This is a genomic window from Actinomadura sp. GTD37, from assembly GCF_041951365.1.
In the GTDB taxonomy this organism is placed as follows: Bacteria; Actinomycetota; Actinomycetes; order Streptosporangiales; family Streptosporangiaceae; genus Spirillospora.
This window is the reverse complement of sequence record NZ_JBGNUS010000003.1, coordinates 160,140-175,990: the sequence shown is the minus strand read 5'-3', so window position 1 is coordinate 175,990 and position 15,851 is coordinate 160,140. Positions and strand designations below refer to the sequence as shown.

13 protein-coding genes and 1 tRNA gene are annotated in these 15,851 nt (G+C 74.5%); 1 reads left to right on the top strand and 13 read right to left on the bottom strand.

The genetic code is table 11. The features are described from left to right. Window positions 1-124 precede the first annotated feature (124 nt). Genes ACA511_RS19215 through ACA511_RS19180 form a run of 8 tightly spaced genes read right to left on the bottom strand, consistent with a single transcriptional unit; the run spans window position 125 to window position 9,426 of the window. Window positions 125-1,405: a glycosyltransferase gene (locus ACA511_RS19215; RefSeq protein WP_375025759.1), complete on the bottom strand. Its 1,281-nt coding sequence runs from the start codon at window positions 1,403-1,405 to the stop codon at window positions 125-127. Beyond that, the gene (locus ACA511_RS19210) at window positions 1,398-2,516 is read right to left on the bottom strand and encodes a GNAT family N-acetyltransferase (RefSeq protein WP_375025758.1); all 1,119 of its coding nucleotides are present in this window, start codon (window positions 2,514-2,516) and stop codon (window positions 1,398-1,400) included. Before ACA511_RS19210 ends, ACA511_RS19215 begins: the two co-directional genes overlap by 8 nt. Further along, the gene (locus tag ACA511_RS19205) at window positions 2,513-3,199 is read right to left on the bottom strand and encodes a Wzz/FepE/Etk N-terminal domain-containing protein (RefSeq protein ID WP_375025757.1); all 687 of its coding nucleotides are present in this window, start codon (window positions 3,197-3,199) and stop codon (window positions 2,513-2,515) included. The genes ACA511_RS19210 and ACA511_RS19205 overlap by 4 nt, the downstream gene beginning before the upstream one ends. Then, window positions 3,186-4,313 (bottom strand): glycosyltransferase, encoded by a 1,128-nt coding sequence (locus ACA511_RS19200; RefSeq protein WP_375025756.1) that lies wholly within the window; start codon window positions 4,311-4,313, stop codon window positions 3,186-3,188. The genes ACA511_RS19205 and ACA511_RS19200 overlap by 14 nt, the downstream gene beginning before the upstream one ends. Continuing rightward, entirely contained in the window at window positions 4,310-5,002 is a 693-nt protein-coding gene (locus tag ACA511_RS19195; protein ID WP_375025755.1) for a polysaccharide deacetylase family protein, read from the bottom strand. The genes ACA511_RS19200 and ACA511_RS19195 overlap by 4 nt, the downstream gene beginning before the upstream one ends. Beyond that, window positions 4,959-6,662, bottom strand: coding sequence for a lipid II flippase MurJ (locus ACA511_RS19190; RefSeq protein WP_375025754.1), 1,704 nt, complete (start codon window positions 6,660-6,662; stop codon window positions 4,959-4,961). The genes ACA511_RS19195 and ACA511_RS19190 overlap by 44 nt, the downstream gene beginning before the upstream one ends. After that, on the bottom strand, window positions 6,659-7,996 hold the full coding sequence (locus ACA511_RS19185; RefSeq protein ID WP_375025753.1) for an O-antigen ligase family protein: 1,338 nt from the start codon (window positions 7,994-7,996) through the stop codon (window positions 6,659-6,661). Before ACA511_RS19185 ends, ACA511_RS19190 begins: the two co-directional genes overlap by 4 nt. Further along, window positions 7,993-9,426, bottom strand: a complete 1,434-nt coding sequence (locus ACA511_RS19180; protein WP_375025752.1) for an exopolysaccharide biosynthesis polyprenyl glycosylphosphotransferase — start codon at window positions 9,424-9,426, stop codon at window positions 7,993-7,995. The genes ACA511_RS19185 and ACA511_RS19180 overlap by 4 nt, the downstream gene beginning before the upstream one ends. 353 nt (window positions 9,427-9,779) lie before the next feature. On the opposite strand from ACA511_RS19180, the gene ACA511_RS19175 reads away from it, so the two are divergent. Continuing rightward, window positions 9,780-11,012 carry an Ig-like domain-containing protein gene (locus ACA511_RS19175; RefSeq protein ID WP_375025751.1) on the top strand — a complete coding sequence of 411 codons (1,233 nt, stop codon included), beginning with the start codon at window positions 9,780-9,782 and terminating at the stop codon, window positions 11,010-11,012. Window positions 11,013-11,087: 75 nt separating this feature from the next. On the opposite strand, the gene ACA511_RS19170 is transcribed toward ACA511_RS19175, so the two are convergent. The 5 genes from ACA511_RS19170 to ACA511_RS19150 form a co-directional block, all read right to left on the bottom strand. Continuing rightward, window positions 11,088-12,152: a hypothetical protein gene (locus ACA511_RS19170; protein WP_375025750.1), complete on the bottom strand. Its 1,065-nt coding sequence runs from the start codon at window positions 12,150-12,152 to the stop codon at window positions 11,088-11,090. 315 nt (window positions 12,153-12,467) lie between these two features. Further along, window positions 12,468-12,540 (bottom strand) — tRNA-Thr (locus ACA511_RS19165). A 61-nt stretch (window positions 12,541-12,601) separates the two neighbouring features. Continuing rightward, the gene (locus ACA511_RS19160) at window positions 12,602-14,092 is read right to left on the bottom strand and encodes an alpha/beta hydrolase (protein WP_375025749.1); all 1,491 of its coding nucleotides are present in this window, start codon (window positions 14,090-14,092) and stop codon (window positions 12,602-12,604) included. A 230-nt stretch (window positions 14,093-14,322) separates the two neighbouring features. Further along, window positions 14,323-14,733, bottom strand: coding sequence for a hypothetical protein (locus ACA511_RS19155; protein WP_375025748.1), 411 nt, complete (start codon window positions 14,731-14,733; stop codon window positions 14,323-14,325). Between the two features lie 19 nt (window positions 14,734-14,752). Beyond that, window positions 14,753-15,844: an efflux RND transporter periplasmic adaptor subunit gene (locus ACA511_RS19150; protein ID WP_375025747.1), complete on the bottom strand. Its 1,092-nt coding sequence runs from the start codon at window positions 15,842-15,844 to the stop codon at window positions 14,753-14,755. Window positions 15,845-15,851 lie beyond the last annotated feature (7 nt).

The window sequence follows — 15,851 nt, the reverse complement described above, 5'->3', positions numbered from 1 at the left end:
ACCCCGATTATGTGCGGGGAATGCACGACTGGATCATGTCGCACGATGTCGTGTACCAGTCGATCACCGACTACTGCCCGCACGGCGTCTGGTCGTGCGGCGCGAACGCGCGGTCGTCCGCCGCCTACCGGGAGCTGTTCGGCGGCGTGACGGCCCCGCCGGCGAGCCCCGCCGCTCCCGCCGCCCCGGCCACCCCGGCCAAACCGGCGTCCCCGGAGAAACCGTCCGAGACCCCGACGAGGCCCGCGTGGACGGGCGCGCCGGACACCGCGCGGGCGTCGTCCAGGGCGATCTCCGGAGCCCCGCCGCACCCGCCGACCTCGCGGGTGACGGCGGCGAGCAGCGCCATCGTCCCGGTGACGTCGTAGCCGGCCGCGGCGGCGGCCGCCGCTCGTCCCTCCCGCTCGGCCGTGCCGGGGCACAGCAGCCGGGCGGCGATCTCCTCGGCGAGCGCCGCGGGATCCTCCACGGGCACGAGCGCGCCGAGCCCCGGCCCGACGATCTCGGCGAGGCCGGGAACGTCCGCCCCGACGATCGGACGCCCCATCGCGAGGGCCTCCAGCGCGGTCAGCGGCAGCCCCTCCCACCGGGACGGCAGGGCGACGACGTTGGACGCCGCGAGCCAGTCGCGCGGGTCCGCCACCGGCGGGACGAACCGGACGCCGGGCACGCGCTCGCTCCGCAGCCGCGCCAGGTCCTCGCCGTCCCCGACGATCGCGAGCAGCGCCGACGGGCACTGCGCGGTGACGGCCGGCCACGCCGCGACCAGGACGTCCTGCGCCTTCTGCCTGGTCACCCGGCCGACGCAGACGACGAGCGGCACACCGGCGGCCAGCCCGAGCCGGGTGCGCGCGGTGCGCCGGTCCGCCGGGGCGAACCGGTCCCGGTCGACGCCGTTGCGGACGAGCCGGTAGGCGCCGCGCACCCCCGCGTCCGCGCCCTGGCCCAGCTCGCCCGCGCCGACGCAGACGAGCGCGTCGCTCCAGCGGGCGGCGAGCCGCTCCCAGCGGCGGCTCGCGGCGTCCTGCCGTCCCGTGGCGGCGAGCCAGGACCAGCCGTGCGGCTGGAAGATCACGGGCTTGCCGCACGGGCGGCGCAGCAGCCGCCCGGCCAGGCCCGCCTTCGAGGAGTGCAGGTGGACGACGTCGGGCGCGAACGTCCGGACCACCCGGCGCAGGCCGAGGGACTCCAGCAGGGTCCGCGGGCCGGGGGTGCGCGCGGCGTCCCAGTTGAGCCACGGCACCCCGGCCGCCATGCACCGCTCGGGCAGGTCGCCGCCCGGCGGGCACGCCACGGCCACGTCCCAGCCGCGCCTGCGCTGGTCCATGGCCGCCTGCCCGACGTAGACGGCGACCCCGCCGGCGTTGGGCTGGCTGACGTGCAGGACGCGGAGCGGCTCAGCCACGGCCGGCCTCCGCGCGGTGCCGCCGGGCCGACAGGTACCCGCGGGTCCGGGCGAGGCCGGCGAACGCGGCGGCCGGCGCCGACCGGCCGAGGATGATCCGCTCGTTCCGCACGGCCGCCGGCCGCCATTTCAGCTTGTACGGCTCGTCGCCGCGCAGCAGGCTGACGCCCTGCCGGTGCCGGTCCCGCGCGATGGCGAGGTTCTGCCGCAGCATCATCAGCGAGACGTCCACGCAGTCGCGCAGGTCGGGGATCGCCCCGTACAGGTAGGCGCCGACGTACCGGTGGCCGATGAGGACGAGGTCGCCGGCGACGAGCCGGCCGTCCCACCGGTACTGCAGGACGGCGGCGCGCCCGTCGCGGACCATCCCGCTCGCGGCCTCCGCCAGGTGCCGGCGGAACCGGGCCCGGGTGTGCTCGGGGTTGATCGGGCGGCCCTCCCACTGCCGGGCGTGCAGCTCCAGCAGCGCGTGGACGGCCTCCGCCGCCCGCTCCGCCGGGACGCTCTCGGCCGTGATGCCGCGCACGTCGATCTTGCGGAGTTTGGCGCGCATCTTCCCGGCGGTGCGGCGCGGCAGCCGGCCGAGGACGTCGTCGATGCCGCCGGCCGGGAGTTCGAGGCACACCGACGAGGGCGTCCGCCACGTCCCGCGCGGCCACCGCTCGGCGACCAGGTGCGCCGCCGAGCCGGGCCGGACCTCGCGCAGGTCGATCGCGCAGCATCCGCGCTCGTCCAGCAGGGCCCGGGTGAGGTGCCGGACGGCGCCGTCCGCGTACACGGGGTCGAGGAGGAAGTCGCTGAAGTCGCTCTGCTCCCCGGCCAGCGGCACCAGCACCGGGAACCCGTAGCGGGCGCTCGCCATCAGCGGCGCCGCCGCGACGAGCCGCCCCCGGCACCGGACGAGGACGAGCCGCAGCCGCCCGCGCGTCCCGTACCAGCCCCACCACGCCTTCAGCCACTCGTAGGTCTGGAACGGCGTCGCGGCCGGGCTGCGGTCGTACAGGTCGCGCAGCTCGTCGCCGAGGCCGAGGAGCGACTGCTCGTCCCGGTGGACCTCGACCGACCATTCGGCGGCCGGGGTCGCGGGACGGGCGGGCGCGATCGCGGTCATGACGTCACCTCCATCCGGTCGGCGGCCGCCGGGGCGGGGACCGCGGCGCGCCGGGCCGGCGCGCTCCGGCGGCCGCGCCGCCCGCTCAGGACGGCGGCGCTCAGCCCGGCGAGCAGGACGCCGGACGCGGTGCCGGCGGCGACGCCGAGCGGCAGGTTCGGCGACGACGGCTCGGCGGGCGGCTCGGCGAGCGTCATCAGCGCGACGCGCACGCCGGTGTCGGCGCGGTGCTGCGTCCCGTACCGGACGAGCGCGTCGGCGGCGGCGTTGGCGAACGCGGCGGCGTCCCGGCCCGTCCGGGCGCTGCCGGCGAGCCGGATCAGCGGCGTGTCCGGCGACGTCGACGCCTGGACGTGCTCGCGGGTGTCGCCGGCCGCGTGCGCCGGCAGCGGGAGCGAGGAGTTCGCGAGGGTCTCCGGCAGCGGCGCGAGCCGCCCGAACGCCTGCGCGAAGCTGACCGCCGCCGGGCCGGATTCGCCGCCGTCCTCCACGACGAGGACGAACGCGGTCGCGGTGTAGGTGGTCGGCGCGAACAGCGCGTAGCCGAGCCCGCCGAGGAACCCGGCGAGCACGAACGCGGCGGACAGCCCGAACCGCCGCAGGAACCCGGTGAGCGGCCGGCGCATCCGCCGGGCGGCGGCGTCGAGCGCGCCCTTTCGTCTCCTGGCGTCACGTTGCGGCATCCTGAGCCCTTTCTCTCGGTGGAACGACCCCGCGCGCGGCCGGCTCGGGCGAGTAGAGCCGGGCCAGCTCCGCGGCCTGCTCGGCGATGGCGTAGCGGGCGACGACGGGCGGCACGCGCGTCCGGTCCCACGGGGAGCGCAGGACGCCCGCGAGTTCCGCGCTCCAGATCCCGGCGTCGGTGGGGAGGCGGCGGGCGCCGGGGGCGTCGCCGGGCGGGAGGTCGTCGAGGGCGGGGCAGGCGGTGTAGCGGACGGGCAGCCCGGCGGCGAGGCCCTCCAGGACGCCGAGCCCGAACGTCTCCTGGACGGACGGCGCGGCGAGCACGTCCATCGCGGCGAGCGCGCCCGGGACGTCCGACGTCCCGCCGGTGAAGACCACCGGGACGCCGCGGTCGTGCGCCAGCCGTTCCAGCGCGCCGCGCATCGGCCCGGCGCCGACGAGCAGCAGCCGGACGCCGTCCAGCCGCGCGACGGCGTCGACCAGCAGGTCGAACCGCTTGGTCGGGACGAGCCGTCCGACGGCGCCGACGACGCGTTCGTCCGCGCCGATGCCGAGCCGGCGGCGGGTCGCGGCGCGGCGCGCGGCGTCGAACGCGAACGCGGCGGCGTCGATGCCGTTCGGGATCACCACGATCCGCCCCGGCGGCACGCCCCAGCCGCGCAGCCGGGCGGCGACGGCCGGCGACACCGCGACGGTCGCGGACCCGAGCCGCTCGGTCGCCCGGTACAGCGCCCGGACGCCGCGCGTCGTCGCGCGCCCCTCGATGTGCCCGACGCCGAGCGAGTGCTCGGTCGCGATCACGCGGGCGGTCCCGGCCAGGCGGGCGGCGATCCGGCCGTACACGCACGCCCGGTACAGGTGCGTGTGGACGACGTCGTAGCGTCCGCGCCGGATCAGCCGCGCGAGCCGGGGCAGCCCCGAGAGGTCCCGGTTGCCGCGCATCCCGATCTCGTGGACGGGCACGCCGGTGCGGCGGATCTCCGCGCCGAGCGTCCCGGTCCGGGTGAGCGTCGCGACCTCGCAGGCGACCGGCAGATGGCGCAGCAGCAGCGCGAGCTGGCGTTCGGCGCCGCCGTGCTCCAGCCCGGTGATGACGTGCAGGACGCGGGTCATACGCGGCTCCGGCGGCGCAGCTCGTGCCGGAGGAGCTTGACCCGCAGCCGCAGCGGCCCGTCCCGGTCGCCGATGTAGGCGCGGGGCAGCGCGTGCCGGGACGGCTCCTCGGGGCGGATGTCGCACGCGTGGTCGTATCCGGCGGCGCGCACCGCCTCGACCTCGCGGGCGGTGGCGTGCCCGTAGGGGTAGGCGAAGCCGGTGACGGGCGCCTCGACGATGTCCTCCAGGACGGCGCGGCTCTCCTCCAGCTCCTCGCGCAGCTCGGTGTCGTCCGTCCCGGGGAGGGAGACGTGGTGGCGGCCGTGCGAGGCGACCTCCATCCCGGCGCCGGCGACGGTCCTGATCTGGTCGGCCGTCATGAGCGGTTTGCGGGGGCCGTCGTCCCACGCGTTGTAGGTGCCGATCCGCCCGGACACGACGTACACGGTCGCGCCGAACCCGTACCGCAGCAGCGCGGGGACGGCCCGCGTCGCGAAGTCGGCGTAGCCGTCGTCGAACGTCATCCCGACGAGGCCGCGCGCCCGGCCGGCGGCGTGCGCGTCCAGCAGCTCGGCCATGCCGACGCCGCGCAGGCCGCGCGCCCGCAGCCAGGCGAGCTGCCGCTCGAACCGCGCGGGCGACACCGTCACCAGGTGCGGGTCCTCATCCGCGTGGTCGACCGAGTGGTACATCAGCACCAGCGGCACCGGCCGGACCTCCTCCGCCGGGCGGTTCGCCCCGCCCGTCCTGGCGGGCCGGGTCGTTCTTGCGGGTTCTGTCGGCTGGCTCACTGGTGTCCCCCGATTCGGTCCGGCCGCGCACGCTGCGGCGCGACCGCATAGCGATCCATGGAGCAACGAGGTCGGGTCCCGCCAGGGCGGCGAGGACCATGAACACGGCGGTGGTCGCGAGCCCGCCCCCGGCGAGCTGGACGAGCGCCGGCGTCCCGGCGGCGGCGTGCGCGACGAGCAGTCCCGCGGCGCAGGCTCCGGCGGCGGCGAGCATCAGCCGGGACACGTCGGCGGCGATCCGGCGCGGCGAGACCGGCGCGATGCCGCGCCGCAGCCCGCCGAGCAGCAGCACGGCGGCGAGCGTGATCCCGGCGGCGTTGGCGGCGGCGAGCGCGGGCGTCCCGGCGGACGCGGCGAACGCGGCGCCGGCCGCGGCGGTGACGGCGAGGCCCAGGCCGAGGACCCGCGCCGGGCGCCACGTCGGCCGCCGCTGCGCGAAGAAGGCGCGGGCGGCGAGGCCGACCGCCGACTGCCCCCACAGGCCGAGCGCGTAGACCCGCATGATCGACGCGGTGCTCGCCGTGTCGGCGGCGGTGAACTCGCCGTGCTCGAACAGCACCCTGATGAGGGTGGGCGCGAACGCGACGAGGAACGCGCTGGCGGCCAGCACCACCGTGCTCGCGATGACGAGGTCCTGCCGGATGCGGCGAGCGACCTGCCAGGTGTCGCCGTCCGCGGAGGCCCGCGCGAGCCTCGGGAACGTCACCGTGACGATCAGCAGCGACAGCACCATCGGGACCTGCGCGACCTTCTGCGCGTAGTTCAGGTGCGAGATCGACCCGACGGCCAGCTCGGAGCCGAGGAACCGCTCGACGAACACCTGCGCCTGCCGCGTCACCGTGTAGACGACGACCGGCGCCACCGCCGCGAGCCCGAGCCGCACGTCCACCCGCCCGGACGAGCCGGACGCGGAGGCGGGCGAGGCGGGCGAGGCTGGCGAGGCGCGCAGGCAGCGGGCGAAGGCCGGGGCCTGGACCGCGACCATCAGGAGGCTGCCGCAGGCGACGCCGACCGCCGCGCTGGTGATCCCGACGAGGCCGGACAGGCCCCCGATCAGCGCGAGGATGCCGACGTTGTAGGCGAGGTAGATGGCGGCGGGCGGGCCGAACACGTGGTGGGCGCGCAGCGTCGCGCTCATGAAGCCGGCGACGCCGAACGTCACCACGGTGACCGCCGTCAGCCGGACGCACTGGACGGCCGCGCCGTCCGCGTCCAGGCCGGGGGCCAGGACGTCCACCACGGCCGGGGCGGCGACCACGAGCGCGAGCGTGACCAGCGACAGGCCGAGCACCATGCGCGGCAGCGCCGACCAGGCGAGCGGGCGCAGCCCGTCGCCGCGCGCGAGCAGCCGGGTGACGACGGGGACCATGAGCAGCGCCATCGCGTCCTCGATGAGCAGCGGCGACACCGTCTCCGGGATCGTCCAGGCGACGAGGAACGCGTCGGTGCTGCCGCTGGCGCCGAACATGTGCGCCATGACGAGGTCGCGCGCGAACCCGAGCGCGGTGCCCGCGGCGATGAGCACGCCCGACAGCGCGGCGGCGCGGCCGACGGAGTTCATCCCGCCGCCGGTCATCCGCGCACCGCCCCGAACGCCCGCGCCGCGACGGCGCCGACGACCACGGCCGTGAGCGCGCACGTCGGCCCGCCCAGGTCCGCGTACACGAAGTTGATCAGCAGGAAGGCCGCCAGCGCGGCGCTCGCGAGCCACAGCGGGTCGCGGAAGGCGCGGCGCGTCCACAGCCCGGCGAGGAGCACCGCGATCAGCGCGCCGAACCCGGCGAGGCCCACGACGCCCTGCTCGGACAGGAACACCAGGTACTCGTTGTGCGGCGACAGCAGCGGCTGCCGCGCGTACCCGTTGACGGGGTCGGCGGTCTCGCTGCCGGACGACAGCTCGATCGTCGCGTAGGTGTCGCGGTAGGCGGCGAAGTTCTTCACCCCGACGCCCGCGACGGGGTGGTCCTCCCAGATGCGGACGGCGGCCGCCCACAGGTTGTACCGGTCGTCCACCGACTGGTCGGGGTCGCTGACCGAGGCGGCCATCGACTTGGACCGCTCGACGACCGCCTGCCCGCCGCCGCCCGCGACCGCCGCCATCACCACCGGCAGCGCGGCGCAGCAGATCAGCACCTTGACGGCCGTCCACCGGTCGAACAGCACCAGGACGAGGACGGCGGCGGCGCCGAGCGCGAGCCACGTCCCGCGGCTGAGCGCGAGCAGGAGCGCGGCGGCCAGCACGCCGAGCCCGGCCAGCGCGGCGGGCACGGCGAGCCCGGCCGCCGCCGGGAGGACGGCCGCCGCGCGGCCGGGCGCGGCCAGCGCGAACGCGGTCAGGACCAGGAACGCGAACCCGACGACGATCGACATCGCCATCACGTCGAGGGCGCCGAACGTGCCGACGGCCCGGATGCTCTGCCCGCCCATCGACGCGCCGTTGCCGGTGACCGACTGCCAGATCCCGTACCCGGCCTCCGCGAGGCCGAGCCCGAGCAGCGCGGAGAACACGATCGCGAGGTCGCGGCGGTCCCGGACGAGCAGCACGACGGCGAGCGGCACCAGCACGAACACCTGCAGATCGCGGACGAACCCGGCCATGCTGGTCCCGATGTCGGCCGAGTGCACGGTGCTGATCCCGAGCCCGGCCACCAGCGGCCCGAACGCGAGGAACGCCGCGCGCGGCATCCGCGCCCGCCCGGTCACCAGCAGGAACACGGCGACCAGCACGAGCGCGCCGCTCGCGACGTCCCCGGCCGTGACCTGCACGCCCGGCCCGAACGCCGCCGAACCCGGCGGGATCCCGACGCTCGCCACCGCCGCCGCGACCAGCCAGCTCGGCCGCCGCGGAAGCCGGCGCGGAAGCCGGCGCGGGGCGAGCGGCACGGCCGCCGCCGCGGGGGCGACCGTCATCCGGCGTCCCGGCAGAGCATCGCGCGGGCGGTCAGCAGCAGGATCTTCAGGTCGCCGCCGAACGTCCAGTGGTCGATGTAGTGGTTGTCGAGCCGCGCCCGCAGCTCGATGGACGTGTCGCCGCGGAACCCGTGGATCTGCGCCCACCCCGTCATCCCGACCGGGACGCGGTGCCGCAGCATGTAGCCGGGGCAGGTGCGGGCGAACTGCTCCACGAAGTGGGGGCGTTCGGGGCGCGGCCCGACGAGGCTCATGTCGCCGCGCACCACGTTCCACAGCTGCGGCAGCTCGTCCAGCGACGTGTCGCGCAGGAACCGGCCGACCCGTCCCATCCGCGCGTCGTTCTTGACCGTCCAGCGGGTGTCGGACTCCTCCTCGTCCGCCGGCTTCAGCGTCCGGAACTTCAGCAGCACGAACTCCTCGCCGCCGCGCCCGATCCGCCGCTGCCGGAACAGCACGCCGGGACCGCCCTCGATCCGCACGGCGAGCGCGCACGCGGCGAGCAGCGGCGCGGCCACGACCAGCAGCAGGCACGCCACCGCGAGGTCGAGCGCCCGCTTCGCGCGCCGGGCGGCGGGGTCGCGCAGCCGCCAGTCGACCCGCGCGCACGGCAGCCCGGCGAGGTACTCGCGCCGCTCCGGCGCCACCGGCACCACGTCCGACGGCGGCTGGACGAGCAGCGTCTCGCACGGCAGCCCGAACGAGATGCGCAGCACCGCGTCCAGCTGGTCGGGGTGGACGTCCTCGGCGACGACGACCAGGGTGCCGACCGAGTGCTCCTCGACGAGCGCGGGAAGGTCGGACGTCTCGCCGAGCACCGTTTCCCCAAGCACGGTCTCGCCGAGCACCGGGGCGGACGCGGGGCCGCCCGCCGCCACCTGCCCGACCGCCGACAGCCCGAACTCGCCCCGGTCCCGCAGGATGCCGACCATGTGCGCGGCCGTCCCGCCCGTCCCGACGACGAGCGCCGGACGCGGCCGGGCGCGGCGGCACCGGAACGTCCGGACGGCGGTGTTCATGAAGGCGCGGAAGCCGAGCGACATCGCCGCCGACACCGCCGCCGCCCACAGCAGCGCCGCGACCGGGTGCGGCAGCAGCACCGCCGCGACCGCGGCGACGACGAGCGTCCGGGCGAGCAGCGGCGGGGCGTCGGCGAGCAGCGACGGGCTGCGGCGCGTCCGGTACAGCCCGCCGGACGCGTTGCACACGACGACGGCCAGGGCCGCGAGGCCCGCGAGGACGCCGCCCCGCGAGATGGAGACGCCGACGGCCATCGACCAGCCGTCCACGACGGCGACGCACGCCGGGCACACCCCGGCCAGCGTCCGCGCGCCGCGACCGGACGGCACGAGGACGGCGACGTCCGCCGGCAGAGGATCGGCGGGGCCGGCGCCCGAGTCGATCGAAGGACTCAGCCCCTGGGCTCTCATCGCGCGTCCCTTCACAGCCAAGAACTCACCGCGAGGTGACTCCGCGGGGCCGTCGCGGGCGGCCACGGACCAGCATCGCAACAGGTCAGCGCGTGGACGGCCGCTTTTAACCGAGCCCAGCACAGTCTTGAAGAGAAGATCGACGGAGCGCCCCGACCGTCAGCGGACCACGAAAGATCCCCCGAATCGGCCACCGGAGGCGAACCTTCGGGGGACGATGGACGTCCTACGTGATCGGACGCCGCCACCGGCCGCCCCGCCTCCGGACGGGACGGGAATAAAAGGCCGTTCCGTAAGCGATCTTGTTGCCGGTCCCGCGACGCGCGGGACGGGCGGGCTGTTGAAGGAGAACGGTGCGAGGACAGGCCATGGTGCTGGCGCTGGTCCTGGGGCTGGCGACCGCGTGCGGCGGCGGCGGTGGCCAGACCGGCGGGACGACCGCGAAGGGCGGCGACGACGGCACGCCCCAGGTGACGATCACTCCGGCGAACGGCAACGGCAAGGCGCGTCCCGACCAGGGCGTGACGGTCACCGCCGCGGGCGGCACGCTCGGCAGCGTCTCGGTGAAGCTGAGGGGCGCCGCCGTCCCCGGCACCCTGTCCGCCGACAAGACCAAGTGGCGCACGGCGTGGACGCTCCAGCCCGGCGGCCAGTACCAGGTGTCGGCGACGGCGACGTCCGCGAAGGGCAAGTCGACCACCGCGTCCAGCGCGTTCCGCACCAGCCGCGCCACCGCCGCCACCCGCGTCAACAACGTCGTGCCCAGCGAGAACGAGACGGTCGGCACCGGCATGCCCGTCTTCGTCCAGTTCAACAAGGCCGTCCCGGAGAAGGCCAAGCCCGCCATCGAGCGCGCCATCGAGATCTCCTCGACCACGCCGACCGAGGGCGCCTGGCGCTGGCTGAGCGCCGGCGAGTCCTTCAACGGCCTGCCGTCGATCGTCTTCCGCCCGAAGCAGCCGTGGAAGCCGCGCCAGCGCGTCACCGTCAAGGTCCACTACGCGGGCCTGCGGATCGGCGCCGACGTCTTCGGCGACAAGGACGTCACCCGCACCTTCAAGGTCGGCGACTCCCACACCGTCAACATCAACGCGAAGACCCACCGGCTCGTCGTCAAGAAGAACGGCCGCACCGTCCGCACCTGGGGGATCAGCCTCGGCGCCGGCGGCGACGTCCAGCGCGACGGCGTCGACCACCTGCTCACCACCAGCGGCGTCCACCTCACCATGGACCACGTCCGCCTGGAGCGCATGCGCCCGCCGGGCAAGAAGAAGGGCGACCCCGGCTGGTACGACGAGAAGGTCCCGTGGGCGACGCGCATCTCCAACAGCGGCGAGTACATCCACCAGAACATGGACGACCCGTCCTGCCTCGGGAACCGCAACTGCAGCCACGGCTGCGTCCGCTCCCCCGCCTCCGACGCGCAGTGGTTCTTCCACTGGTCCTACCGCGGCGACCTCGTGAAGATCACCGGCACCAAGCGCAACCTCCAGTGGACGAACGGCTGGGGCTACTGGCAGCTGCCCTTCGCGACGTGGGCCAAGGGCGGCGCGCTCGGCAAGACCGTGACCACCGCCAAAGCCTGACCCAGGCGAGCCCGGACGCCTCCATCTCAGCGACGGAGGCGTCCGGCCTTTCCCGCAGTGCGAATCCGCCTACCGTCAGGGGGCGGTGAGCACCACGGGCGCGTTGACCCACTTGGTCCCCGTCACCCAGATCCGGCCGCTCGGCGCGACGGAGACGTCGTGCACCCATGTCTCGCTCGGGACGGCGAACGTCTGCCATGCACCGCCCGTGTAGCGCAGGAGCGGCGCGGGGCCGTAGAGGAACTCGTGGCTGAGGACCACGAGCGGATCGCCGTCCTTGTCCAGCCGCACCTTCTTGCCGTAGCCCTCGAAGACACCAACGGCGGGGACAGCGGTCCACGTCTGACCGTCCCAGCGGTACAGGGTGTCCCAGGTGAGCGCCCAGACCGTCCCGTCGGCGGCGGGCGCGACGCTGATGACGCAGCGGTCGGTGGGGAGCGTGGGCAGCGTCGTCCAGGCAGAGCCGTTCCAGCGCAGGGCCACCGACTCCTGGCGGTGTTCGGCGGTGTTGTAGCGGCAGCCTCCGGCCCATGCCTCGGTGGCGCTGCGCGCCTGGAGGTCCCCCAGCCCGTCCTGCATCGAGCCCGCGACGGGGTCGGCCTGCCAGGCATTCCCAACACGGCGGTACAGCGCGATCACGTTTTTGCCCTCAGTCGGGCCTTCCACTTCGACCTGGAGCCACACCCCGGCCGGGCCGGCCCACAGTCGGGTGTAGTAGGCGTAGGCGATATCGGGCGGCAGAGCGACCGGCTGGAACGCCGTGCCGTCGAACCGCGCCAGATAGATCTTCTCCCCGCCTTGGACCCCCCTGACCCAGACCTCGCCGCCGTGCGCGACGACCTCCCAGACGCCGCCGTTGCCGGACCAGCCGTTGAGCGGATACTCCTTCCACTGCGAGCCCACCCGGTGACGCACCACCGGGTTGCCGGCGCTCTCACCGACCTGCCCCTGGCGTCCGCTGATCCACGCCTCGGTGTCGGAGACGGCGGCGACGCTGCGCACCCCCGCAGTCGGCCACAGGAAGGGCAGCGGGACGTCCTTGAACACAGCGGGCACCGGCTCGGCGTGGACGGCGGACACAGGAGCCAGAGCGACGACCGCGGCGGCCGCGACGGCCAGCCGGACGGAAAAAGATCTCATGCCCGACATCATGCGGGCCCAACCAAAAAGATGCCAGTGTTCACTGGGAAAATCAGATCGGCGCCCGGCGAGCACCCACCACCGACACCGGTGACGGGCGCGGGGGGGATCCGGGAGGCGATCATGTCGCGTGCACGACCGGAGTTTGCTGCAAAAACGCTCCATGTACGCTCGCCTATGCGGCATCCAGCCGCGCCGTGTATCGGCGGCGGACGTGTTCGCTCGGGTCATGGACAAAGCGGCGTAGACGCTGCTGTTAGCAGGCCCGTTGACAAAAGCCCTCTTGCGAAGATCGCAAGAGGGCTTTGACGTGGGAGCCGCCTATCGGAATCGAACCGATGACCTATTCATTACGAGTGAATCGCTCTGCCGACTGAGCTAAGGCGGCGCGCCGTGCGGGGCACGGCGGGACAAGTCTACCGGGTGTTCGGGGTGGGTGTGCACGCGTTTCAGCCGCAGGTGGTGCCGTCCTTGGGCGGGTCGGTGGTGATCAGGTAGTTGTCGGTGGCCTTGGTGATGCAGGCGTTGCCCTGGAGGTAGGCGGTGTGGCCGTCGCCGTTGAAGGTGAGGAGGACGCCGCTGGAGAGCTGGCCGGCGAGGCTCTCGGCCCACTTGTAGGGCGTGGCGGGGTCGCGGACGGTTCCGATGACCAGGATGGGGGCCGCGCCCTTGGCGGTGACGGGTTTCGGGGCCTGCTTGGTCTGGACGGGCCAGTAGACGCAGGGGAGGCCGCCCCAGACGACGAAGGGGCCGAAGCGGGGGGCGACCTTCTCGGCCTGGTCGGCGTACTTGCCGTAGGCGGCGAGGTCGGGCGGGTTGGGCTTGTCGACGCAGTTGACGGCCATGTTGGCGTCGGACTGGTTGCTGTAGGTGCCGTTGGGCTTGCGTTCGACCATGTCGTCCGCGAGGGCGAGGAGGAGGGTGCCGTCGGAGCTCTGCATCGCCTGGGTGAGGGCTTGGCGCAGGACGGGCCAGTACTGCTTGACGTAGAGCGACCTGGCGATGCCCATGACGGCCAGGGATTCGGTGACCTTGCGGGAGTCGCGGGTGTTGGGCAGCGGCTTCTTGTCGGTGGCCGAGAGGAAGGAGGAGATCTTGGCGATGACGGCGTCGGCGGTGTCGCCGAAGGGGCAGTTGCCCGATTTGACGCAGTCTTCGGCGAACGCGCGGAGGGCGGTCTCGAAGCCCTTCGCCTGCTCGACCAGCAGTTCGGTGGACGAGAGCTTGGGGTCGACGGCGCCGTCCAGGACGAGGGCGCGGACGTTCTTCGGGAACTGTTCGGCGTAGAAGGCGCCCAGGTAGGTGCCGTATGAGGCGCCGTAGTAGGTGAGTTTCTCGTCGCCCAAGGCCGCGCGGAGGACGTCCATGTCGCGGGCGGCGTTGACGGTGCCGACGTGGGGGAGTTCCCGGGCGGCCTTGGCCTTGCAGTGCTGGGCGAACTGCTCGCTGGCGGCGCCGAGGGTGTCCGTTTCCTTCTGGTCGTCCGGGGACGCGTCGGTGGCGAAGAACTTGTCGAGCTGGGGGCCCGTGTTGCAGCGGACGGGGTCGCTGGCGGCGACGCCGCGCGGGTCGAAGCCGACGATGTCGAAGCGGCGGCGCAGGTCGTCGCCGAACGTCCGGGCCGCCTGCCGGGCGAAGTCGACCCCGGAACCACCCGGGCCGCCCGGATTGGTGAGCAGTGAGCCGATGCGTTTGGACTTGTCCTCCGCCGGGAGCCGGATCACGGAGATCCCGACCTTCTCACCGGACGGCTTGGCGTAGTCCAAGGGGACCTGGACGGTCGCGCACTCGAAGCCGTTGTCGCAGTTCTTCCAGGACGGTTTCTGGCCGTAGAACGATCCGAGCCCGGCCGGAACGCTGGACGCCGACGCCGTCTCCTTCTCGCCGCCGTCGCCGTCGCTGCATCCGGTGGTCATCGCCAGTGCCAGCACGGTGGCCACACTGATGATCCTCGCTGCCCGCACCTGGACCCCGTCTCGTCATAGCGGCTCGTACGCCGCCGCCTACGCTACGTCGGCACGGCGCGGGAGGCCACCACCCGTGCCGGTGCGGGAGGTGGAGATGGGGCCCGCGTGGTGCGGCGCGGGCCCATCCGTGCGCCGTGCCCGGCGGGGTCGGGCCGGCGCGTCCGGGCGGTCGGGTGGGCCGGCTGGCCGCCCGGAGCCTCAGGTCAGGGGCTCCCTGCGGGCGGTCCCCCGCGGCCGCCGCCGCGCTGCGGCGCCAGGGACGCGCACGCCTTCATCGCCTTCTCCTCCGCCGCCGACCTGGTCGGCCGGTCGGACGGCGCGCCGCTCGGACGGCCCGACGGCGCGCCGCTCGGACGCTCGGCAGGCGCGCCGCTCGGAGCGCCGGACGGCCTGCCGCCCGGACGGCCCGACGGGTCGCCGCCCCGGCCGCCCCCGGGCATCTTCACGCCCTGTTTCTCCAGGCATGCCTGGAACGCGGCCATGGGGCCCGAGGACGCGCCCGGCTTCGCGTCCGAGGCGTCGTCGCCCCCGCAGGCCGCGCTGAGCAGGAGCACGCCGCCGGCGGCCAGCACGCCGAGTGCCCGGGTCGTTCGGGTCGTTCGGGTCGTTCTCATCGGTCTCCTCGATCGCGGATCAGCGGCCCGGGCCCGCGCTCACCGTGGTCGCGGTGAGCGCGCCGTCCTCGCCCTTCGTCCCGCGGACGGTGCCCTGGTCTCCCTTGACGCCGATCTCGACGGTGACGGTGCTCTGCGCGCCGTTCCGGACGACGGTCACGGTGCTCTGCCCGCCGGCCGTCCTGACCGCCGCGCTCGGCACGTAGAGGACGTCCTCCGCCTTGGCGACGGTGATCTCGACGGTCGCGGTCTGGCCGAGCCGCACCCCGGCCGGGACCTCGCCGAGCGAGATCGTCGCGGGGAACTTCACGACGTTGTCGGTGGTCGTCGGCGACAGCCCGATCGCGGTGATCTCGCCGGTGGCGGTCTTGCCGGTGAGCGCGTCGAAGGAGACGGCGACGGCCTGGCCGACCTTCAGCTTGGTCGTGTCCGCCTCGGTGAAGTCGCCTTCGACCTGGAGGTTCTTGGTGTCGGCGAGTTCCATGAAGCCGGAGCTCGCCGAGGACGACGACGTTGAGGAAGAGGACGCCGAACCGCCCGGCGACGACCCGCCCGAGCCGGTCCCCGTGCCGGAGCCCGAACTCGAACTCGTCCCCGAGCCGCCGGAACCGCCGCCTACCGTCCCGTTGACGGCGGTGATCGTCCCGGCGAACGGCGCCTTCAGGACGGTCCCCTGATAGGTGCGCAGCGCGGAGTTGTAGGAGTTCTTCGCCTGGAGGTACCCGGCGTAGCCCTGCTCGGACGTGGTGTCGCCCTTGGCGGCGACGGCCAGGTTCGCCTTCGCGGCGTTCACGCTCTCCAGCGCCTCGGTCTGGTCGAGCCGGGCGAGGGCCTCGCCCGCCGAGACCTTCTCGCCCGCCTTGACGTAGATCTTGGCGACCGTCCCGGAGGCGCCGAACGCCAGGGAGCGGCTCTTGGCGCTCTCGACCGAGCCGGACGCCGACACCGACGACTCCACCGTCCCGCGCGCCGCACGCGAGGTCCGGGTGGACGCGGAGGCGCCGTCCCCTCCGTCGGAGAGGGTGAGGTACGCGGTGCCGGCGCCCGCGACGAGCAGCACGCCGAGCGCACCGTTGACGAGGAGTGCGCGGCGTTGAAACGGCCGATTCATGCAGACG